Raw genomic sequence first — 21,173 nt, 5'->3', positions numbered from 1 at the left:
GTTGTGATAAAGTGGCAACTCTTTCCGCTGTTCTATCTGCTGCCGCCCCCTGCCTTCATGACCTGGACCCTGACCCCGGCAACCGAATTCGCCACCCATGCCGGCCGCTGGAATGCACTCAATGCTGCGGGGCCCGCGTCGCCATTGCTGGAAGCGGATTTCATTATTCCCTTGCTGCAACACTTTGACGGCGGCCGCGCGCTGCTGGCCACGTGCGAACAGCAAGGCTGCACGGTGGCCATGACCGTGGTGGTGCAACAACGCCAAGGTGTGTGGGCCACGTTCCAGCCCGCGCAACAGCCACTGGCCCTGTGGCTGCAATTGCCGGATCAGGACGCGGCCGGTTTGCGCGACGGACTGTTGCGCGCGTTGCCCGGAAGTAATCTGATCTTTGCCGTCATGCAATGCGACCCCGCACTGGCGGTCCGTCCTCCTGACGCGGGGCGGGTGCAGACGCTCGATTACATGGAGACGGCCCGCATCACGCTGGGCGCGCCTTACGACGACTATTGGGCGGCGCGGGGCAAGAATTTGCGCAACAACCTGAAAAAACAGCGCAGCCGCCTGCAGCGCGAAGGCATCGCCACGCGGCTGGAAATCTGCACGGCGCCGGAACAGATGGCCGCCGCCGTGGCGGATTATGGGCGGCTGGAAAGCAATGGCTGGAAAGGCGCGGAAGGCACGGCAGTCCATGCCGGCAATGCGCAGGGCCGGTTTTACTCGGACATGCTGGCCGCGTTTTGCCGCCGCGGCGCGGGCAGCGCCGTGCGCTACTGGTTTGGCGACCGGCTGGTGGCGATGGACTTGTGCATCGAAGGCAACGGCGTGCTGGTGGTGCTGAAAACCGCCTATGACGAAAGCGTGGAATCGCATTACTCGCCTGCCTTGCTGATGCGCGACGAAAGTTTCCGGGACGTGTTTTCCCGACCCGGCCTGCAGGTGGTGGAGTTTTATGGCAAGGTGTTGCCCTGGCACCGTCAATGGACTGACGAGGTGCGCACCATGTACCATATCAACCATTATCGCTGGCCACTGTTGCGGCAACTTCACGCCATGCGGCGCACATCTACGCGAATTTCCTCGGAGTAAGTAATGTATTTGCAAGAAATCAAGACCATCCTGGCCGACACCCTGAGCCTGCCGCCTGGCGCAGCCGATGCGCTGACGGCGGACTCGGCGCTGATGGGCAGTATCCCGGAACTCGATTCGATGGCGGTGGTGCAATTGATCGCGACCCTGGAAGAACAATTCGGTTTCACCATCGATGACGATGAAATCGATGCCAGCACGTTTGCCACGGTCGGCACCCTGGCCGCCTTCGTTCAGTACAAACTGACCGCTTGACGTCCTCCCCTCCCGCACCCGCACCGTTTTTCCTGCCTGTTGCAGGGCAGGGCGCCCGGTTCTGCCTGTACCACGCGCCTGCCGGGCCTTGCACGGCGGCGCTGGTGTACCTGCATCCGTTTGCCGAAGAAATGAACCGCAGCCGCCGCATGGCGGCGCTGGCGGCCCGCGCGCTGGCCGCGCAGGGCGTGGCGGTGCTGCAAATCGACTTGCTTGGCTGCGGTGACAGCAGCGGCGACTTTGCCGATGCGAACTGGGAGGCGTGGCGCGCGGACGTGGCGCTGGCGGTGTCGTGGCTGCGCGAACGCAGCGGCCACGTGCCGGGCCTGTGGGGCTTGCGCACCGGTGCTTTGCTGGCGCTCGATTGCGCGCGCGGCACCGGGTGCGCGCGCCTGCTGTTATGGCAACCGGTGCACAGCGGAGCGCAGTATCTGACGCAATTCCTGCGCCTGCAATTGGCGGCCGACATGCTGGACCAGCAGCAGGCCGCCCGCAACACCACGGCGGCCTTGCGCGCTGCGCTGCGTGCGGGCACGCCGCTGGAAGTGGCCGGCTATACCTTGTCGCCGGCCCTGGCCGATGCGCTCGATGGACTGGACAGCAAGACGCTGGCGCCACCCTGTCCCACGCACTGGTTCGAACTGGCGCCCGATGCCGGCCGTACGCTGCCACCCGCCGGCGCCAGTGTGTTGCAGGCATGGCAGGCGCAGGGGGCAGACGTGCAGGTCCAGGTCGTGGCGGGAGCGCCATTCTGGAGCACGCCGGAAATCGCCATCAGCCCGGCGCTGCTGGACGCCACCACCGCCATCTTTGGAGCCGGCCATGCAGCGTGACGGTGTTTATCAGGAGCAGGCGCTGGCGTTTGCCTGCGGCGCGGAGCTGCTGCCTGCGATTATCACGTTGCCGGACAATCCGGGGCCGCGCGGCGTGCTGGTGCTGGTCGGCGGCCCGCAATACCGGGCCGGCAGCCACCGGCAATTCACGTTGCTGGCGCGCAGCCTGGCCGCGCAAGGCACGGCCGTCATGCGTTTCGATGCGCGCGGCATGGGCGATGGCGAAGGCGCGCAGCGCAGCTTTGAAGATATGGGCGACGACGTGCGTGCGGCCACGGATTGCTTCATGCAGGCGGTGCCGGGCGTGCGCGATATCGTGCTGTGGGGCTTGTGCGATGGCGCGGCGGCGGCTGTGCTGCACGGAAGCATGGACCCGCGCATCAGCGGCATGGTGTTGCTGAACCCGTGGGCGCGCGATGAAGCGGGCCTGGCGAAAACCATGTTGAAGCACTATTACCTGCGCCGCCTGACGGACCCTGCGCTGTGGCGTAAAGTGTTCAGCGGCCGCTTCGATGTGCGGGGTTCCGCCGCATCGCTGGCCGCACACATCGGCAAGGTGGTGCGGCCCGCATCCCCTGTGCCGGCCGGTGCGCCGCCGGCTGTGGACACCATGCCAACCGGACATGCCGTTGCAGCGCCGCCACTGGGGCCGCGCCTGTATGCCGGCTTGCAGCGCTTCCCGGGACGGGTCTTGCTGGTCATCAGCCCCGGCGACCTGACGGCCATGGAATTCCTGGAACTGGCCGGCAGCAGCGCCGCCTGGCGCAAGCTGATGCGCGCCCCCCGTATCACGCGCCACGACCTGCCCGGCGCCGACCATACGTTTTCCAGCCGTGCGTGGCGTGACCAGGTCGCCGAATGGACTGGACAGTGGCTGCGCACGTGGTAAATTACTGCAGGAAACATTCGGAGATCCCATGAAATGTCTACCTGCGCTGGCGGCTGTGTGCCTGCTGGCCACCGCAGCCGCTCCGGCGCTGGCTGCCGCGCCCAAAATCTGTGGTGTATTTGATGATCCCGCTGCCCTGTCCGACTACCGTAAAGGCAGGACGGAATTCGCGGCGAAGCTGGCGCAAGTCGAACGGTCGTCATTCCCGTCCGACGTGGAAAGCGGCGCCGCCGGGCTGGCTGGCGCCGGCGCCCTGGAAGCCACGCTGGCGGCGTTCCCCAACCATGCGCCCGCATTGAATGCGCTGACCCGGCTGGCGCTGAAGGAAAAGCGCGCCCGCCTGCCTGGCATGAAATACCCGGTCGAATGCTATTACGACCGCGCCCAGCGTTTTGCGCCGGATGATGCCGCCGTGTATGCGTCGTATGCCACCTTCCTGTACGGGCTGGGCTTGAACGACAAGGCGGTCGAAATGTATTTGCGCGCCGTCGAACTCGATGGCAGGAATGCCGTGATCCAGTACAACCTCGGTCTCGCGTATTTCAAGCTCAGTAATTTCGAGCTGGCCAACAAATATGCGCAGCGCGCCTATAACGCCGGCTTCCCCCTGCCGGGCTTGCGCACCATGCTGCAAAACGCGGGCAAGTGGCGCCCCATGCCGGACGAAGTCATGCCGCCGGCGCCAGTGCCTGAAGGGGCGGAGCCGGATACGGAACCGGTTGAGCCGCTACCGTCGCTGCCGCCGGGGCCGGCGCCGCAAGTCAAGGAGTAAGCCATGCAACGATATTGGGTAAGCGCCGTGCTGGCGCTGTTTGTCTGCGGTGCGCAAGCGGCATCCGATCCCCGTCTCGACGGCTTGCGGCAAGTGGAACGCAGCCGTTGCGTACGGGCTGGCAATACCGGTCCCGGGGCGCCGAAAAACCTGAAACTGGTGCCGAAATACTGCGAGTGCGTGGCGAAGACGTATTACGACAACTTGCCGAAAGAAGAAGTCGACCAGTTGCTCAGCGCGGGCCAGTCGGCCGCTGTCGACGAGCAACGCGAAGCGCGCATGGCGCAGGCACGCACCGCGTGCAAGGTGCAGTAAGGCTGGCGCCGATGCGGGCCACCCTGGCGTCGCAGGACTGGACGTTTGACACGGACGGGACCACCACGCTGTTGCGGGCGGCCGAGCAGGGCGGTATCCGGCTGCCCAGTTCATGCCGCAACGGCACGTGCCGCACGTGCCTGTGCAAGCTGGAAAGCGGCGCCATCCGCTACCTGATCGAATGGCCCGGTGTCAGCCGCGAAGAAAAGCACGAAGGCTTGATCTTGCCGTGCGTGGCCGTGGCGGAAACGGATGTCGTGTTGAACGTGCCCGCCGCGCGCCGGATTCCCGGCTGATCAGGATTCGCCGCTGTCAGGATCCTTGCCCTGGCGTAGCCGGCTCAGCAGCGCGTTCGCGGTGTCACTCATGGGCAAGCCGTGGCGGCGCAGCAGTTGGATGTGCAACACCATGTTTTCCAGCACCAGCTTGGCCGCCACCGCCAGTAACGTCAGGCGCCGGTCTTCTTCGCTGAACGATTCCATCGCATCGGCCATTTCACACAAGTGATTGGCCACCAGGCTGCGCAAGTCGTGTTCGTCAAACGGCAGGTCGGCAAAGTCGATCGGGTCTTCCTGCTCCACTTCCTGCATTAACGCTTGCAAGTCTTCCGGGGTGATTGCCATGTGTGGCTTTCAGAGTTGCCGTGATTTCATTTTAGCGCTAAGCCATGTCAAACCGCGCTAGAATTTCCCGCAAGGGGACTTACTTTGGCGCAAATAATCTTCACCCAACAACTTGCCCGGTTTTTGCCGGTGCCGGAATTGTCGACACAGGCAGCCGACTTGCGCAGCGCGCTCGATGGCGCGTTTGCCGACAATGCCCGCCTGCGGGCCTATGTGCTGGACGACCAGGGGCATTTGCGTGACAACGTCGTGATCTTTGTCGATGGCCAGCGCAGCCGCGACCGCGTGTTGCTGGACGATCCGCTGCGGCCCGATTCCCGCGTCTATATCTTGCAAGCATTATCCGGAGGTTGACATGACAGACCGCGCGTATATCGCGACCCGCAAAGGCTTGTTCGAACTGGCGCAGAAAAATGGCGAATGGGAAATCGATGTCCGCCATTTCCTCGGCGAGCCGGTCAGCATGGTCTTGCCCGATGCGCGCGACGGCACCCTGTATGCCGCGCTGAACCTGGGCCACTTCGGCGCGAAATTGCACCGGCGCGATCCCGGCAGTGCGGACTGGACGGAAATCAGCGTCCCGGTCTATCCGGAAAAGCCGGCGGACAGCACCGACAAGACGGAGTGGAAACTCAAGCAGATCTGGTCGCTGGAAGCTGGCGGCGCGGATGAACCCGGCGTGCTGTGGGCCGGCACGTTGCCCGGCGGCCTGTTCCGCTCGGCGGACCGGGGCGATACGTGGCAACTGGTCGACTCGCTATGGAACATGCCGGGGCGTCCCGACTGGTTTGGCGGCGGCTATGACACGCCAGGCATCCACAGCATTTGCGTGGACCCGCGCGACAGCCGCAGCGTGCTGATCGGCATATCCTGCGCCGGTGCATGGCTGACCACGGATGGCGGCGCCACGTGGGCGTTGCGGGCGCAGGGCATGCAGGCGCGCTACATGCCGCCCGACATGATGGACCAGGGCGTGGTGCAAGACCCGCACCGCATCGTGCGCTGCCCGGGCGAGCCGGACAAGCTGTGGTGCCAGCATCACAGCGGCATCTGGCGCTCGGTCGACAATGGCGCGCTGTGGACCGAAGTCACCGCGCCGCTGTCGAGTTTCGGCTTCGGCGTGGCGGTGCATCCGCGTGATGGCGACACCGCGTGGTTTGCGCCCGGCGTGGCGGACCAGCAGCGCATCCCCGTCGATGCCGCCATGGCCACCACCCGCACCGCGGATGGCGGCCAGACCTTTACCGTGCAACGCAACGGCTTGCCGCAAGAGCATTGCTACGACCTGGTCTACCGCCATGGGCTGGTGGTGGCCGACGATGGCAAGACTTTGCTGATGGCGTCGACCACGGGCAGCGTGTGGCTGTCCACCAATGGCGGCGACTACTGGCGCACGATTTCGCAAAACATGCCGCCGGTGTACGCGGTGCGCTTTGGCTGATGCGCTGATCAATCCCGCCGGCGCGCGGCGTAATCCGGGTTCAGGATATTCGCCGGATTACCTTCGGCAAACGCCACCACGTTCTTGAACGCGGCATTGAAATACAGCTCGTAGCTGTCCTTCTCGACGTAGCCCAGGTGTGGCGTAGCCAGCACGTTCGGCACTTTCAGCAGGATGGAGTCCGGCGACAGGGGTTCCTGTTCAAACACATCCAGCGCCGCCGCGCCGGGACGCCCCGCGCGCAGCGCCTGTTCCAGCGCGCCTTCGGCCACCAGTTCCGCGCGGCTCGTATTGACGAACAGGGCAGTGGGCTTCATGCGCTGCAAATCGTCGGCCGTGACGATGCCACGGGTCGCGTCAGCCAGCCGCAAGTGCAACGTCAGCACGTCCGCCTGTTCAAAAAACTGTTCGCGCGTGTCAGCGGCCCGGCAGCCATCGGCCACGGCGGCTTCCCTGCTGGCCGGGCTGCCCCACACCAGCACCTGCATGCCGAAGGCTTTCGCATAGCCGGCAATCAGCTGGCCGATCTTGCCGTAGCCCCAGATCGCCAGGGTGCGGCCTTTCAAGACCGTGCCCACCGTGTTGTATTCGGGCAGGGCGGACGCGGTCTGCCACTGGCCTTTTTTCAGGTTGCTGGCGTACGGCACGATCTTGCGCTGCGCCGCCATGATCAAGGTCCACGTCAGCTCGGCCGGCGCCGTGGGCGACCCCACGCCTTCGGCAATCGCGATCCCCAGTTCCGTGGCGGCCGCCACGTCGACATGCCCGCTGACCTTGCCCGTCTGCGAAATCAGTTTCAGGTTGGGGAGCTTGGCCAGCAGCGCGCGGTTGAACGACGTGCGCTCGCGGATCAGCACCAGCGCATCGAACGGCGCCAGCCGGACGGCCAATTGGCCCACGCCTTTGGGGGAATTGTTGAAGACTTTGACATCATGACCTTCCAGCAATTTCATGCATTCCAGGCTACGAGTTGCTTCTTGATAATCGTCTAGGATGGCAATTTTCATATGTGTTGTCAGAGAAGAAAGATCATTTCGTAGTGTAATAACAGGATTCAAAAATCATCCAAATAGCCTACTACATCAGTCAACCAATTCTCCTACATTTCTGTCGGAATCGTCCGTAGACGGGTGTACAATCGGCGCAGATTTCAGGCCCAACAGCGGGTCTGCGCAATACGTTCCATCAGTCCGGATGCATAATATGGACTGGGCGCCTGTGATTTTTTCCGGGCGCACCGACAAGACCGCCGTACCGCCGAAGCATGATCAAACATGCCTTCCTGAGCGCATAGCCACAAGCTGACGACGATCCTGCCGTGCCGGGACAAGACAAAGAATTTCTTTATTGGCATTGGAGGTACTATGAATCAGCCCATCATGGGGGGCGTTGCAGCACTGAACGTCCCAGCTTACGTCAAGCATCAAGGTCTCATTAACTGGGTCGCCGAAGTCGCGGCGTTGACCCGTCCGGCCCGCATCTACTGGTGCGATGGCTCGAAAGAAGAATACGACCGCCTGTGCGGCGAAATGGTTGCCGCCGGCACCATGAAAAAGCTGAATCCGGAAAAGCGTCCGAATTCGTACCTGGCGTGCTCCGATCCGACCGACGTGGCCCGCGTGGAAGACCGCACGTTCATCTGCTCGCAAACCAAGGAAGCCGCCGGCCCGACCAACAACTGGATGGCCCCGGCTGAAATGCGCACGACGCTGAACGGCCTGTTCGACGGCTGCATGGCCGGCCGCACCCTGTACGTGGTGCCGTTCTCGATGGGCCCGCTGGGTTCGCCTATCGCCCACATCGGCGTGGAACTGTCCGATTCGCCGTACGTGGCCGTCAACATGCGCATCATGACGCGCATGGGCAAAGCCGTGTTCGACGTGCTGGGCGCCAATGGCGAATACGTGCCATGCGTGCACACCGTGGGCGCGCCGCTGGCTGCCGGTCAACAGGATGTGCCATGGCCATGCAACAGCACCAAATACATCGTGCATTTCCCGGAAACCCGTGAAATCTGGTCGTACGGTTCCGGCTACGGCGGCAATGCGCTGCTGGGCAAGAAATGCTTCGCGCTGCGTATCGCCTCGAACATGGGCTTCCAGGAAGCTCAGCAAGGCGGCAAGGGCTGGCTGGCCGAACACATGCTGATCCTGGGCGTGGAATCGCCGGAAGGCAAAAAACACTATGTGGCGGCAGCGTTCCCGTCCGCTTGCGGCAAGACCAACTTCGCCATGCTGATTCCGCCGGCATCGTTCAATGGCTGGAAAGTCACCACCATTGGCGACGACATTGCGTGGATCAAGCCGGGCGCCGATGGCCGCCTGTACGCGATCAATCCGGAAGCCGGCTACTTCGGCGTGGCGCCGGGCACCAACACCAAGACCAACTCGAACTGCATGGCGTGCCTGGGCGAAGACACCATCTTCACCAACGTGGCGCTGACCGATGACGGCGACGTCTGGTGGGAAGGTTTGACCAAGGAAGCGCCTGCGCACCTGATCGACTGGCAAGGCAAGGACTGGACCCCGGCGTCCGGCACCAAGGCTGCGCACCCGAATGCCCGCTTCACCGTGGCGGCAACGCAAAACCCGGTCATCGATCCGGCCTGGGACGATCCGGCCGGCGTGCCGATCTCGGCCTTCATCTTCGGCGGCCGCCGTTCCACCACCGTGCCGCTGGTCACCGAAGCGCGCAACTGGGTGGAAGGCGTCTACATGGCTGCCACCATGGGCTCGGAAACCACTGCCGCCGCTGCCGGCCAACAAGGCGTGGTACGCCGCGATCCATTCGCGATGCTGCCGTTCATGGGCTACAACATGAGCGACTACTTCCAGCACTGGCTGAATCTGGGCGAGAAAATCGGCGCAGCCGCACCGAAGATCTACTGCGTCAACTGGTTCCGCACCGATGCCGACGGCAAGTTCGTCTGGCCAGGCTTCGGCGACAACATGCGCGTGCTGAAGTGGATGCTGGACCGCATCGAAGGCAAAGCGGGTGGCGTGGAAAACGTGTTCGGCACGACGCCGGAATTCGGCGACCTGAACTGGGACGGCCTGGACTTCACGCAAGAACAGTTCAACCAGATCACGTCGATCGACAAGGCCGCATGGCTGGAAGAACTGAAACTGCACGCGGAACTGTTCGACAAGCTGGCTTACCACCTGCCGCAAGAGCTGGTGGCCACCAAGGCCGCCATCGAGCAGCGCCTGGCCAACTAAGTTTGTAGCATTTATGCATCAAGAATGCGCCCTGCGGGGCGCATTTTCGTTGTAGATATTGCAATGCGTTATCATTTCGATTTTTTGTTAAATGGATAATGCAATGGCGGAACTGGAAGTCGCGAAGCACGGCAAGAATGTGATCCAGATGGCGGTGGCCAGGGAACATGGCATAGGCCACAAGTTGCGTGAAATCGCGCTGGAAATCGTCATCATCGTCTTTGCCGTCAGCATCAGTATCTGGTTCCACAGCATGAGCGAGCACCGGCACGAGCAGCAGCAGGTGCGGACTTTCCTGCTGGGATTGAAATCCGACTTGAAGCGCGATGTGGAACAGCTGGGCGGCGTGGTCCGCGATTACCGCGAATCCGACGCCACGTACAAATACCTGGCGGAGCTCGATCCAAAAGGCCAGCCGGATGGCGAGAAATTCGACAAGGCGTTTGAGGCGCTGAACACCAACACCTTTTTCGTCCCTGAACGCAGCCGTTTTGAAGGATTCAAGAGTAGTGGCAGGCTGACCCATATCGAAGATGATGGCTTGCTGAACGACATCCTGGATCTGCACCAGTCGGACTACCCGGCGATCCGCCGTTCCGAAAGCGGTTGGGAAAGCAGTCAGAAGAAGCTGATGGCCTACCTCGACATCGCATTGGAACAAGGCGAAACGCCGGCGCAACGCTACGCGGCGCTGACGACGCCGAAGGCCAAACGCATGCTGCGTGCGCTGGTCGCCCACGCGCAAATTTACGACCGTTACCAGCAATACGTCACACACAGCCAGCAAATCATCAAGCAGATCGACGCCGCCTATCCCGGCGCATAGCGATTACCGTGCGCTGCGCATCGCCCCCGCGCGGCGCACGATATCGGCTTCCAGATCCTTGCGCAGTCCCAGCAGGAACAGCAATTCGGCCACCACGAACAGCGGGCCGATGATCAGCCCGCTGAGGTCGTCGACGAACGCGGGTTTGCGGCCTTCATAGTAGTGGCCGACAAACTGGAAAATCCAGCCCACGACAAAACCGCCCACGCCCAGCGCCAGCCACGTGGCGGTGTCCTGCGCGGCGCTCCACTGGCCCAGCCACAAGGCGGCGCCCATCAGCGCCGCCATGATGAGGCCGAAGCCGATATCCAGCATGAAGTAATACGCCAGCGCCGCCGCCGTCAGCACGGTGGCGGCGGACAAGGTAATGCCGCCGGCGCTGAACGCGGGCCGCGACAATAAAATCGCGACGGCGGCCACGATCATGGGAATGCCGATGAAGTGGGTCGCGATGTTGCGCGTGTCGCGGTGGTATTCCGCGTACTTCGATAATTGTTCGGTGATGGTTTTCATGGGTGTCTCCGAAAAGGGGGAAAACGCATGATGTACGGCCCGGCGTGGCGGCGCTGTCGGGTAGCCGACACAAGCCGTAGAATGGCACCATGAATACCGTGACCGACTACGCCGCGCTGCTGCGCATGGGCAGCTGGTTCCAGGGACTGGCGCCGGCGCTGCAGGACCAGTTGCTGGCGCTGGCGCAGTTGCGCCGCCTGCATGGCGGCCAGCGTCTGTTTGCGCGGGGCGATGCACCCGATGGCGTGTACTGCGTGCTCGATGGCGCCATGCGCATTGGCGGCCTGTCCGAGACCGGCAAGGAAGCCGTGCTGGCGCTGGTCGAGCCGCCCCACTGGTTCGGCGAGATTGCCCTGTTCGATGGCTTGGCCCGCACGCACGATGCGTGGGCCGAAGGCGAGGTCACGTTATTGCATTTGCCGCAGCAAGCGCTGCTGGACTTGCTGGCCATGGAACCCGCCCACTGGCGCGTCTTCGGCCTGCTGCTGACGCACAAGCTCAGGCTGACCTTCACCATGATGGAGGAAACCGCGCTGCTGCCCGCCAGCGCGCGCCTGGCGCGGCGCCTCGTCACCATGGCCGAGGGTTATGGCGACTGGAAAGACCGCAACCGCCGCATGCTGCACGTGCCGCAGGAACAACTGGCCATGATGCTGTCGCTGTCGCGCCAGACCGTCAATCAAATCCTCAAGCAATTCGAAGCGCAGCAAGCCATTGCGCTGGTGCGCGGCGGGATTGAAATCCTCGACATCGGCAAGCTGCGCCAGCTGGCGTAGCCCTTCACGGCGCCCGTTTCAAGTCGTCCAGCCGGAACCATAATTCCTTGCGCGCCAGCGGCGTCTCCGGCGGCAGCAGGGGATTGGTCAAGTCAATCACGCGGCGCTTGTCGAGCGCCGCTTCGCGCAGCAGCGCGCCATAGTGGCGGTAAAACAGCTGGTCCATCGAGCCATCCGCGATGGCCGCTTCCAGCCCTTGCCGGATCTGGTCCGCCAGCCGGGTATTGGCGCGGTTGACAAAGAAATAGTCGGCGGCGGGGTAGCGCAGCACCAGGTGCGGCTCGATCGCCAGTTCCGGGTGGCGCGCCGCTTCGGCCCAGATTTCCTGTACCGAACGCGGCAGGTAATCGATGCGGCCAGCCTTCAGCATGCCGAACAGGCTGCTGTAGCTGGAGACCGGGGCCGGATCCACGCCATTGGCGCGCAAGATCGTCAAGTCCGGCCAGTCATGGCCTTGCGCCACCTTGTACGGTCCCAGGTCGGCAATGGAACGCACGTTGCGGTAATGGCCATGGTCGGCATGCCGTACCAGCAACAGGCGCCAGCCGATCAAGCCTTTGCTGATCGGGATGCGTATCGGCAGCAATAGCTGTTCGCGTTCCATCGACGTCATGGTGGCCGTCACGTGAACCTTGCCCGTGGCGTTCGCCACTTCGATGATCGACCGGTTTTGCTGCATGTAGTGCGGCGACATGACCACTTGTTCCGCGCTGCCGGCCTTGATCAGCGCCAGTTGCAGCAGCTGGAACGGATAGTCGCCCCGTTCGTCGTCCAGGCTTTCCGGGCGCGGATAAAACAGCACCTCGGCCAGCGCGCACGGCATGGCCAGGAGGGCGGCCAGGACGCCGGCAATCAGGCCGGCACATAAGCGTAACCTGGTCTGCAACATGCGCTGCTCCGACGAAGGTGGGTAACCAATAGTCGCGCAATGGGCGGGACGCGTCAAGCCGGTCCGGGGCGTTGCAAAAGCGCAGTAGTCGTTGCGAAGATTTAACAATTCATTCCTGACGGTAGCTTTGTAATCAAGGCAGTATCAGGCTTGGATCAACACTCGGTTACTTGCATTCCACAATGTTTGTGTTGTTGCAATGTGACAGTTTTTTCATTGTTTTTAATGCATGATGGCATCTACTGATCAGCCGGGGAGATGCCATGAGCGTTCGCAGGGGGATGAACATACTGGACTTGCTGCCGATGACGACGGGCCTGGCGCCCATCGTTCCTGACGGCATCCTTGAACAAGTCGCCGCGCTCAACATCGTCGACCACCGCTCGACCGCCAGTCCCGGCTTTTACTTGCATGAAGGCACCTTGCAATCGATCGCCGACCAGTTCGACCTGAACACGGCCAACTGGATCCTCAGTGTGCCCGGCGTCGCCACCGGCTTGCCGTTCCGCCTGTCCGTGACGCGCGCGGCGCCGTTCCCCGCCACGTCGGGTGGCGCCCCGGTCCCGGGCGGCTTCGTGCAGGAAGACATCCCCGTGCAATGGGCGCTCGATATCAAGGTCAACCCGGTCTCCGTGATTTTGCCGGGCTTGAACGCGGCCACCATCAACAGCAGCGACCCCATGAAAACGCCATCGCTGCAAGCGGCCGGCGGCCCGCCGGCGGCGCGCCGCGTCACGTTGCAGGCGTCGTGCGTGCTGCGCATCAGCGGCAACGGGGCCGGCACCCTGGTGCAATTGATGGATGCGCCCGACCCGCTGGATCCGAACGCGCCGTCCGGCGGCGTGGTGCGCGCCAATATGCAGCCGAATACCGCCGTGATCGGCAATTCGCAATTCGGCTTCAAGCTCGATACGCTGGTGGCCGACGTGTCGCCGACCTTCACCCCGGCGGAAATCGAAGCGCGCGGCAAGGATGAAAGCTTCATGGGCATTTCGCTCAAGGAACTGACATTCTTCCTGCCGCTGAATACGCCGCTGGTCGACAACATGACCATCGGCGGGCGCGATTTGCTGGTGGGCGTCCCGTTCGGCATGCAGGGCGAAATCGCGGCCGATTTCAGCAAGGACTTCCCGCAGCAACTCAACACCTACCTGACCATCGAGCAATTCGAGGCCGGCACGCTGACGGGCGTATCGGTGCAAGCCAATCCGCCGCTGTACGCCTACGCCGTGCCGACCGGGCCGCAGGCGCAATTGCAGCGGGTGCGGGCCAAGTTCAAGCTCAATGAATCCATTGGCGGCGGTGTGGCCGACATGAAAGTCATCGGCGTCTGGTGGGAAATCCCCGGCGGCATCGAAGGCAACAGCGACACCACGCCGTGGTTCGACGCGCCGACCGACGCCGTGCTGCGCTACCGCCTGCGGGTGGTGGATGCCACGCTGGTGGGGCAACCGGCGCCGCAGCCCAGCCTGCCGAGCGCCATCCCGTCCGGCCAGACCGAACTGCAGCAAATCACGGTGACGTTCCCGCGCCAGAGCGGCAGCGCCAGCGGTGAGCCGCCGATCATCGACGCCACCGCCAACGGCGGTCCGCTGCGCCACAATGTGCTGCACTTGCGGGGCCCGGCCCACTTGCTGCGGCAGGTGGCGCTGCAAACGCGCAACCAGGCCATCGCCGTGCGCTGGACCCTGGGCGGCGGCAGCGCGCCGGTGGTGGCACGTTCCGCCAATACCTTCACGCTGGCCGGACTGCCCAACGGCAGCGGCCCGTTTGAATTGCTGGTCACCGATGACAATGGCGAACCGGGCGACACGCAGGGCGTGCGCCGCATCCGCATCGACGTGACGCCGGCCGGTCCGCTGGCCATCGGCCACCAGGACACCGACGCCGCCAGCTCGCCCGGGCTGGTGTCGCTGGAAGGCGAGCCGGCGCCGCTGCAGCCGACCCGCGTCAGCGACACCTTCCTGGCGCGCGAATACCACACCACCGGCGCCCGCTCGACCGCGCCGGTGCCCGCCACGCTGGCGGGCGCCAAGGTCACGACACAGCAGGGCACCGATGCCGAAGTCGAAGTGCTGGTGCCGTCCGGCGACAACACGCCGGTGCCCGTGCCGCCGACGCAGGTGTTCGTCACGCGCACGGTGCAGGTGCTGTACGAATACGGCGAATCCACGCCGATCGGCGTCAAGAACGAAGATGAAAACGTCACAGCCGCGCCGCCCGGACAGACGCTGCAAAAGCACCAGCCGCTCGCCTATCCGATGGCGATCAATTTCCTGGGCCGCAACGGTCCGCCGGGCGCCACGCTGGAACAGCAGATCGCCGCCTGGATCGCCGGACTGGAAGCGGCCAATCCGGGCGTCGACCGCAAGTTCTACGTGGTGGGCCGCACTGACGACCTGTGGTACGGCGCCAACCTCGCCACCAACAATCAAAAGAATGACGAGCTGGCGGACCAGCGCAAGGATCGCGCCATGGCCGCCGTGCTGGCCGTCGTCAACGATCCGGCGCGCGTCATGGGGCGCCGGGAAACCGAAGCGCCGGTGAACTGGCCCACCGTGCTGCAAGGCGCGCCGCAGCGCATGATCGACACGCGCCGCCTGGCGCTGCCGCCGGGCAATGCACCCGATGGCCAGCCTTACCTGCAAACGGGCGCCAACGGCACGCCCGTGTGGCGCCACGACTGGACCCGCGACGCCACCGACAATATCCAGAGCGGCCAGCATGCGCTGGCCAAGGCCGACCTGGACCGCGCCGGCTACCGCTGCGCCGAAGTGTTCGCCATCGAGGCGGGCCAGCAACCGCAGCCGCCGGTGCCGGGGCCGGATGGCCGCAGCTCGCGCGTGACCATGCTGGTGCCGGGCGCCGATGGGCCGATCACGCAAATCGTCACGACCACGCCGAGCAATGCGCAAAACGATTACCGCGTGACGCTGAAGGTGCGCTGGGACAGTCCGTCCGCCACCGGCGCGGCCGACTTCATTCCGACCCTGGCCGAAGCGAAGGTGCGCTGGCGTCCCACCGACACCAACTTGCCGGCCGTCGGCGGCCAGCAACCGGCGCTGGCGTCGACCCAGCCGGGCGGCCCCGATTACTGGGAAGTGCTGCTGAACTGGGCCTATGACGCCAGCACCGGCCAGACCGAAGCCACCGGCGCGCTCAGCATCCCGTATGGCAAGCTGCAACTGATCAGCGATGTCTGGGCCAGCGGCCTGGCGTTCGGCCCGGCGCTGGCGGCCAAGCTCGATGAAGCGGACATCACGGGTTCCGAAGCGGGCGATTTCGTCGGCGGGCTGGCGTGCATCGCGGCGGGCGCCGTCATCGGGCTGTTCATCAACAAGGATGCGGGGCAGGGCGACCACCACGGCAGCGTGGTGTTCGAGAAATTCACGCTGTCGTACAAGTGGAATGGCGCGCCGCATGCGGCCGCCACCACGGATTACACGGTCGACTTGCGCATCAAGACCGGCATTCCCGGCGTGTTCATCGTGCAGGGCAACCTGAAGCTGGCATACAAGGGCGTCGGCATCATGTTCGACGGGAACAATACCGGCGGACTGCAGGACATCAGCCTGTGCATGAAAGACTTGTCGGTGCAGGTGGTCGATCCCGGCACCTGGACCCTGGGCGGGCCGCTGGGCGACTTGATCCGCGTGGCGTCCAGCCGTCTCGGCAACGGTTCCGACTGGATGGAATTCGACCTGGAATTCGCGATCGACCTCGGCGTGATCCGCCTCGAAGGCGCTGTGATCCGCATGCGCTTCGAAAGCACGCCGGATAAATCAGCGGTGGAATTGCGCGGCCTGACGGCCGTGGTGGAAGTGCCGAACACCCTGGTTGGCAAGGGTTCCGTGACCATTGGCGACGGCGGCGCGTTCCGCGCCATGCTGGCGCTGGAAGTGATTCCCGCCAAGCTGTCGGCCTATGGCGCGCTGGCGGTCGACCACGATTTCGTCTCGGTCGAAGTGGGCATCCAGCTGCCGGTCGGCATCCCGCTGGGCGGCACCGGCTTCGGCCTGTTCGGCTTCATGGGCCGTTTTGTCGCCAACGGCACGCGCGACTTGTCGCTGTGCACGCACGCGGACCCGGTGGAACGCCAGCTGCAATGGTATGGCTTGCAGCCCGATAAAAAATACAAGCGCCTGTCGGGCCAGTTCGCGTTTGGCGTGGGCGCCGTGATCGGCACGCTGCCGGACGGCGGCTTCAGCTTCAACGCGGAAGGCGCGCTGACCCTGGGCTTCCCGGACATCTCGGTGGTGTTCAGCATCGACGCGCACCTGATCACGCAGCGCAAGGGCCAGGCCACGGCGCAGGGCAGCAACAGCGGCTCGTCGACCCGCATCCTCGGCATGGTGGTGATCGAACCGGATGCGCTGATGGTGGCGGTGCGCACCACGTACAAGATTCCGAAAATCCTGGAATTGAAGGTGCCGATTTCCGCGTACTTCCCGCTGGCCGGCAGCAACCTGGCCTGGTATATCCGCATCGGCAGCGATAACGGTCCGGGCCGCGCCGGCGATCCCGTCACCATCGTGCTGTTCCCCGAAGTGCTCGACGTGAAGGCATGGGCCTTCCTGATGTTCGAAGAGCGCGAAATGAAGCACTTGGGCGGCACCTTGATTCCGTCGTGGGCCGACATCCCGCCGCTCGACTTCGACGGGTTCTCGATCGGCTTCGGCGCCGGTTTCGACTTGCGCTGGGAAGCCGATCCGTTCTCGCTGGAGATTTCCGCCTTCCTGATTGTCGGCCTGGGCACCAAGCCGCTGCTGTGCGCGGGAGCGGCCGGCGTGGCCGGTTCGCTCGACCTGGTCGTGATCACGCTGGACGTCAATGGCTGGCTGTATTTCCGCATCGAAGAAGGCAAGGACCCGTATGCCAAGGGCCACTTCTGCGCGTCCATCGATTGCTGGCTGTTTGAAATTTCCGGCTGCGTCGATATCGAGATCGGTAACAGTTCGCAATCGGGCATCCCGAAACCGGCCGCGCCGATTTCCGGCATGGACCTGGTCGACCACCTGGCCATCGTCAAGGGCAAGGCCGCCGTCAACGGTGGCGGCGACGTGCCGGTGGTGTGGCCCGACACGGTGGGCGTGCTGAAATTCACGCACTATGTAGCGGATACCGATCCGGGAGCGACCTTCACGCGCGAAGTGCCGGCGCCGGCCGCGCTGACGGCGTGGAGCGGTTCCAACCAGCTCAAATACGCGTACCGCATCACCAAGGTCGAATTGCAGAAGTGGGATGGCGCGCAGTGGCAAACCGTGGGCGGACCGTTCCCGTCCGCATGGTGGCTGCCGACGCACCGCAAGGCGCTGATCGAAGCGGCGCCGCAGGGTATCCCGCCCAGCAGCGAAGAGGGCCGCGAACTGGGCTTGTGGACCATCGATCCCGCGCCGTGGGCGCGCTGGCTGACACCGGAATCGCTGAACGTGCCGGGCAACCCCGCGAACACCTTTGGCGAATTGTGCGACCCGCGTCCGGCCGCCACGCCGTCGTGCGCCCTGGGCAAGGACCGCGTGTGGAGCTATGCCGGTTTCGGCGCGTTCCACGCGGTACCGCCGGCCAATGCGCCGTATCCGAGCAAATTCAAGGCGGTGGCCAAACTCGACAGCCACCACACGCTGGCTGAATTGATCGCGCTGGGTTCCGCCGCCGGCTTCAACTATGCGCCGGGCGCCGTGGCCGCGCTGGCCGGCACCGTGGTGCATGAAGGCATGGCGATTGCGCAGGGCTGGCGCTTCCCGGGCTTCCGCAAGCAGGGCGCCATGGTGTGCACGGTGCCGCTGGCGTTCGATTTGTCGAAGACCTTGCTGGAGGGCGAGTTGCTGCTGCAAGTGTGCATGGAGCGCGGCGCGCTGCCGCCGCCGACACGCCGCGTGTGCGACACCATGCCGGCCCGCGACGAGTGGATCACCACGTTCACGGGCGCGTCCGGCGCCGTCTATGAAGGCAAGATGGAATGCGTGGCGCAAGGCGGCGAGCGGCTGGTGCGCGTGCACAGCGCACTATCGGGCATGCATGCGGCCGGCGCCGTCGATGAAGTGTCGGTCAACCTCGATCCTGGCAAGGATTCCGTGCTGTTGACGGCGTTCGACGCCAATGGCGCCATCGTCGGCCGCGTGCAGACGCGCGATCCGGGCCGCCAGTGGCTGACGTTACCGGCGCAGGGCATCGTATCGGTCAAGGTGGACGCCACCATGGGCTTGCTGCCTATCCTCGTGTATGCCGTGTGCTGGGGTTCGGCCGGCGAGCCGGCGGGATCGACCGAACCGGGACGCGTGTGCGACCGCATGCCGGAGAAGGACGGTGAATACAGCAGCTTCGCCGGCGCGTCCGGCGCCAAGTACGAAGGCAGGATGCTGGGGGGTAAAAATGCGGGCGAATGGACTGCGGCGCTGCTGGGCCGCGTGAATGGCATGCACCTGGCGGCGCCGGTCGATGAAGTGTCGGCCGAAGTCACCCCTGAAATCACGCCGACCACGGGCACCAATCCCGGCTGGGTCATGCTGGTGGCGCTCGATGCGGCGGGCAAGGTGCTGGCGCGTGTGCAAAGCCAGGGCCCTGGCCGCCAGTGGCTGATCCTCCGCAACGCGGGCATCGCGCAAATCCTGCTCGACCGCAATATGGAATCCAAACAGCCGCCATTGCTGCACACGGTGTGCTGGGGCGCGCAGACGGTGCGCACCACGCCGCTGTCGCTGTATGACCTGGTCGCGGTGGATGCCGCGCCGGCACTGCTGGTCAAGGCCATCGACGAACAGGCCGGCGTGCTGGCGCTGCAGGGCGAGCCGGTGCCGTTCAAGGAAACCAGCCGCCTGCCATGCCGCGTGTACCGCTACAAGCTGCCGCCGCGCAAGGATGGCAAGGCCTGGACCCGCATCGAAGTGGCGCCATGGTACAAGGGCAATGTCAGCCTGGTGGCGCTGTGCGGCCTGACGCAGGAAGCGTGGCAGGCGCAGCACGATGACCAGGCATTCCAGGATGGCTTGATCGCCTGGGTGCAGGACCAGACGCAGAACCAGCAAAACAATGAACCGGGCAAGGACACCGCGCTCGATGCCGCCAGCAGCTACAAGGTGCGCGTCACGTGGGAATACCAGGGCTGGCAGGCGGCCGATCCTGGCGACGATCCGCCGGCGCCGGCGGCCAACGGCTGGCTGGCGGGTGGCACGGAAGAATTCACGTTCGATACGGCAGCCTTTGGCGTGACCGACCCGAACGCCTTGCCATCGGCGCAGACCGCCACGCTGGACATGGATCCGGCCCAGGGCGGTCCGGGCTTCGACGAGCGCAGCTTCGATCCGCGCGGCCTGGCGCGCTACATCACGCACGCGTCGCCGACCCATGAAGATCCGCCGCACTTCCTCGACGATCCAATCGGCTTCTGGTTCCGTGTCGACCATCTGCGTTCGCTGGTCGCCAAATACGATGGCCGCGAATTGAAGGTCAAGGTCTACCACACGCGTCCGCCGGCCGGTTCGTTGCATGGCTACACCTTGCACGTCGATGGCAGCCGCCACATCCTGGACGTCACGCGCGACGACCCGGCGCTGCCGGGCTACGTGGCGGACAACCCACTGTGGCAAGTAACCACCGACGCGTGGACCGTCGTGGACGTGCAGGTGCAGCAGGTGCTCGATGCGCTGCCGTGCCTGAACGTCAATCCCGGCAGCGGCGCCTCCAAGGTCACCGTCATTGCGGACCTGGTGCCGAACAGCGAATACGATTTGCTGCTCAATACCGTCAAGCCCGGGGACAGCAGCGTGAAAGAAGTGCTGGTGGCGCGCAGCCATTTCCGCACGTCGCGCTACCACAACCCGACCGGCATGCTGCGCGCGCTGGGCTTCGAACCGACGCCGGATGGCGGCACGCCAAACGACGCCATCACGACCTTCAACCTGCAAGCCAAATATGCGGCGCAGAGCGAGCCGCTGGTGTCGGACGCCGCGCTCGACGAGGCATTGCGCGATTGCGGCATGGATCCGTGGCCGCTGCCGCCCGCCCCGCGCACGACAGTGATCTGGCGCCAGACGGGCCTGGCCGCCACGCCATGGGAAATCGCCGGCGTGCTGCTGGAAGCCGATGAACCGGTATGGCGCGCCGGCATGCGCACCGGCGCCCTGAACGAGCCGGAGCCGAAGCCGCGCCTGGAAATCGGTTCGCTGGAAGTGTTCCGCACCGACGATACGCAAACCATCGTCAACGGCCAGCCGCAATGGAGTTCGGCGCGCACCAAGCTGGGCAGCGCGATGAAGGAAGCGGTGCGCAACGCGGCAGGCACGCGGGTGCTGTTCGTGGCCGGCGCATCGGCGCCACGGCCGGCGCTGACCAGCCGCCTGTTCGATATCGAGCTGAAGTTCCGCGAGCATGGCGCCGCCGGCGCATCCGGCCAGGTACAGATTTTCAACCGTCCCGCCACCGTGGCGCTTGAATTGTGATGAAGGAGAAGTACGTATGAGCACACTCGCTCCCGCATGGGCATGGATCGCCGGCGCCATCGATGGCGTTGGCGACAGCCACCTGCCACCCGGCATCCACGTGCGCTGCCTGCCGTCGCCGCGCCTCGGCGTGCCCGCCACGCCGCTGATGGTCACGCGCACCATCATCAGCGCCAGCGTGGTGGAGCAGATGGCCCGCAGCGATGGGGTGACGTGGATCGACAGCCAGGGCAACACCTTGTCGCTGCCGTTCACGGTCACGCCGGACAATCCCGTGTATGGGTATTTCAGCGAAC

The 21,173-nt window shown here is 64.6% G+C and carries 17 protein-coding genes; 13 read left to right on the top strand and 4 right to left on the bottom strand.

The genetic code is table 11. The features are described from left to right. Positions 1-57 precede the first annotated feature (57 nt). Genes GJ700_RS29560 through GJ700_RS29530 form a run of 7 tightly spaced genes read left to right on the top strand, consistent with a single transcriptional unit; the run spans position 58 to position 4,449 of the window. Positions 58-1,089 carry a GNAT family N-acetyltransferase gene (locus GJ700_RS29560; RefSeq protein ID WP_154380811.1) on the top strand — a complete coding sequence of 344 codons (1,032 nt, stop codon included), beginning with the start codon at positions 58-60 and terminating at the stop codon, positions 1,087-1,089. A 3-nt stretch (positions 1,090-1,092) separates the two neighbouring features. After that, positions 1,093-1,344, top strand: a complete 252-nt coding sequence (locus GJ700_RS29555; RefSeq protein ID WP_154380809.1) for an acyl carrier protein — start codon at positions 1,093-1,095, stop codon at positions 1,342-1,344. Further along, the gene (locus GJ700_RS29550; RefSeq protein WP_154380807.1) at positions 1,341-2,177 is read left to right on the top strand and encodes a hydrolase 2, exosortase A system-associated; all 837 of its coding nucleotides are present in this window, start codon (positions 1,341-1,343) and stop codon (positions 2,175-2,177) included. The genes GJ700_RS29555 and GJ700_RS29550 overlap by 4 nt, the downstream gene beginning before the upstream one ends. Next, complete coding sequence (locus tag GJ700_RS29545) at positions 2,167-3,066, top strand: hydrolase 1, exosortase A system-associated (protein ID WP_154380805.1); 900 nt, start codon at positions 2,167-2,169, stop codon at positions 3,064-3,066. Before GJ700_RS29550 ends, GJ700_RS29545 begins: the two co-directional genes overlap by 11 nt. Positions 3,067-3,094: 28 nt before the next feature. Next, the gene (locus GJ700_RS29540; RefSeq protein WP_154380803.1) at positions 3,095-3,838 is read left to right on the top strand and encodes a tetratricopeptide repeat protein; all 744 of its coding nucleotides are present in this window, start codon (positions 3,095-3,097) and stop codon (positions 3,836-3,838) included. A 3-nt stretch (positions 3,839-3,841) separates the two neighbouring features. Beyond that, the gene (locus tag GJ700_RS29535) at positions 3,842-4,153 is read left to right on the top strand and encodes a hypothetical protein (RefSeq protein WP_154380801.1); all 312 of its coding nucleotides are present in this window, start codon (positions 3,842-3,844) and stop codon (positions 4,151-4,153) included. Positions 4,154-4,164: 11 nt separating this feature from the next. Continuing rightward, positions 4,165-4,449: a 2Fe-2S iron-sulfur cluster-binding protein gene (locus GJ700_RS29530; RefSeq protein WP_154380799.1), complete on the top strand. Its 285-nt coding sequence runs from the start codon at positions 4,165-4,167 to the stop codon at positions 4,447-4,449. Here the strand turns inward: GJ700_RS29530 and GJ700_RS29525 are convergent, their stop codons facing one another. Beyond that, positions 4,450-4,776 (bottom strand): hypothetical protein, encoded by a 327-nt coding sequence (locus tag GJ700_RS29525; protein WP_154380797.1) that lies wholly within the window; start codon positions 4,774-4,776, stop codon positions 4,450-4,452. 84 nt (positions 4,777-4,860) lie between these two features. Between GJ700_RS29525 and GJ700_RS29520 the strand changes: the two genes are divergently transcribed. Next, the gene (locus GJ700_RS29520) at positions 4,861-5,130 is read left to right on the top strand and encodes a ubiquitin family protein (RefSeq protein WP_154380795.1); all 270 of its coding nucleotides are present in this window, start codon (positions 4,861-4,863) and stop codon (positions 5,128-5,130) included. Between the two features lies 1 nt (position 5,131). Then, on the top strand, positions 5,132-6,217 hold the full coding sequence (locus GJ700_RS29515; RefSeq protein ID WP_154380793.1) for a WD40/YVTN/BNR-like repeat-containing protein: 1,086 nt from the start codon (positions 5,132-5,134) through the stop codon (positions 6,215-6,217). An 8-nt stretch (positions 6,218-6,225) separates the two neighbouring features. On the opposite strand, the gene GJ700_RS29510 is transcribed toward GJ700_RS29515, so the two are convergent. Beyond that, entirely contained in the window at positions 6,226-7,224 is a 999-nt protein-coding gene (locus GJ700_RS29510) for a D-2-hydroxyacid dehydrogenase family protein (RefSeq protein WP_154380791.1), read from the bottom strand. 357 nt (positions 7,225-7,581) lie between these two features. Between GJ700_RS29510 and GJ700_RS29505 the strand changes: the two genes are divergently transcribed. Continuing rightward, entirely contained in the window at positions 7,582-9,435 is a 1,854-nt protein-coding gene (locus tag GJ700_RS29505) for a phosphoenolpyruvate carboxykinase (GTP) (RefSeq protein ID WP_154380789.1), read from the top strand. Positions 9,436-9,538: 103 nt separating this feature from the next. After that, entirely contained in the window at positions 9,539-10,261 is a 723-nt protein-coding gene (locus GJ700_RS29500) for a DUF6090 family protein (protein WP_154380787.1), read from the top strand. A gap of 3 nt (positions 10,262-10,264) precedes the next feature. Here the strand turns inward: GJ700_RS29500 and GJ700_RS29495 are convergent, their stop codons facing one another. After that, positions 10,265-10,774: an Mpo1 family 2-hydroxy fatty acid dioxygenase gene (locus GJ700_RS29495; RefSeq protein ID WP_154380785.1), complete on the bottom strand. Its 510-nt coding sequence runs from the start codon at positions 10,772-10,774 to the stop codon at positions 10,265-10,267. Positions 10,775-10,863: 89 nt separating this feature from the next. On the opposite strand from GJ700_RS29495, the gene GJ700_RS29490 reads away from it, so the two are divergent. Then, complete coding sequence (locus GJ700_RS29490) at positions 10,864-11,550, top strand: Crp/Fnr family transcriptional regulator (RefSeq protein ID WP_154380783.1); 687 nt, start codon at positions 10,864-10,866, stop codon at positions 11,548-11,550. 4 nt (positions 11,551-11,554) lie between these two features. Here the strand turns inward: GJ700_RS29490 and GJ700_RS29485 are convergent, their stop codons facing one another. Further along, positions 11,555-12,439 (bottom strand): substrate-binding periplasmic protein, encoded by an 885-nt coding sequence (locus tag GJ700_RS29485; protein ID WP_154380781.1) that lies wholly within the window; start codon positions 12,437-12,439, stop codon positions 11,555-11,557. A gap of 263 nt (positions 12,440-12,702) precedes the next feature. On the opposite strand from GJ700_RS29485, the gene GJ700_RS29480 reads away from it, so the two are divergent. Beyond that, a complete protein-coding gene (locus GJ700_RS29480; RefSeq protein WP_154380779.1) occupies positions 12,703-20,877 on the top strand; it encodes a hypothetical protein in 8,175 nt (2,724 codons plus the stop codon). Positions 20,878-21,173: the final 296 nt, after the last annotated feature.

The sequence above is a fragment of the Pseudoduganella rivuli genome, from assembly GCF_009674485.1.
In the GTDB taxonomy this organism is placed as follows: Bacteria; Pseudomonadota; Gammaproteobacteria; order Burkholderiales; family Burkholderiaceae_D; genus Rugamonas; species Rugamonas rivuli_B.
This window is presented reverse-complemented; position numbering and strand designations above follow the sequence as displayed.

Excerpts from the sequence above, each read along its gene's own strand:
- GJ700_RS29560 (WP_154380811.1), top strand. The coding sequence starts at position 58 with ATGACCTGGACCCTGACCCCGGCAACCGAATTCGCCACCCATGCCGGC.
- GJ700_RS29555 (WP_154380809.1), top strand. The coding sequence starts at position 1,093 with ATGTATTTGCAAGAAATCAAGACCATCCTGGCCGACACCCTGAGCCTG.
- GJ700_RS29545 (WP_154380805.1), top strand. The coding sequence starts at position 2,167 with ATGCAGCGTGACGGTGTTTATCAGGAGCAGGCGCTGGCGTTTGCCTGC.
- GJ700_RS29540 (WP_154380803.1), top strand. The coding sequence starts at position 3,095 with ATGAAATGTCTACCTGCGCTGGCGGCTGTGTGCCTGCTGGCCACCGCA.
- GJ700_RS29535 (WP_154380801.1), top strand. The coding sequence starts at position 3,842 with ATGCAACGATATTGGGTAAGCGCCGTGCTGGCGCTGTTTGTCTGCGGT.
- GJ700_RS29530 (WP_154380799.1), top strand. The coding sequence starts at position 4,165 with ATGCGGGCCACCCTGGCGTCGCAGGACTGGACGTTTGACACGGACGGG.
- GJ700_RS29525 (WP_154380797.1), bottom strand. The coding sequence starts at position 4,776 with ATGGCAATCACCCCGGAAGACTTGCAAGCGTTAATGCAGGAAGTGGAG.
- GJ700_RS29515 (WP_154380793.1), top strand. The coding sequence starts at position 5,132 with ATGACAGACCGCGCGTATATCGCGACCCGCAAAGGCTTGTTCGAACTG.
- GJ700_RS29510 (WP_154380791.1), bottom strand. The coding sequence starts at position 7,224 with ATGAAAATTGCCATCCTAGACGATTATCAAGAAGCAACTCGTAGCCTG.
- GJ700_RS29505 (WP_154380789.1), top strand. The coding sequence starts at position 7,582 with ATGAATCAGCCCATCATGGGGGGCGTTGCAGCACTGAACGTCCCAGCT.
- GJ700_RS29500 (WP_154380787.1), top strand. The coding sequence starts at position 9,539 with ATGGCGGAACTGGAAGTCGCGAAGCACGGCAAGAATGTGATCCAGATG.
- GJ700_RS29495 (WP_154380785.1), bottom strand. The coding sequence starts at position 10,774 with ATGAAAACCATCACCGAACAATTATCGAAGTACGCGGAATACCACCGC.
- GJ700_RS29490 (WP_154380783.1), top strand. The coding sequence starts at position 10,864 with ATGAATACCGTGACCGACTACGCCGCGCTGCTGCGCATGGGCAGCTGG.
- GJ700_RS29485 (WP_154380781.1), bottom strand. The coding sequence starts at position 12,439 with ATGTTGCAGACCAGGTTACGCTTATGTGCCGGCCTGATTGCCGGCGTC.
- GJ700_RS29480 (WP_154380779.1), top strand. The coding sequence starts at position 12,703 with ATGAGCGTTCGCAGGGGGATGAACATACTGGACTTGCTGCCGATGACG.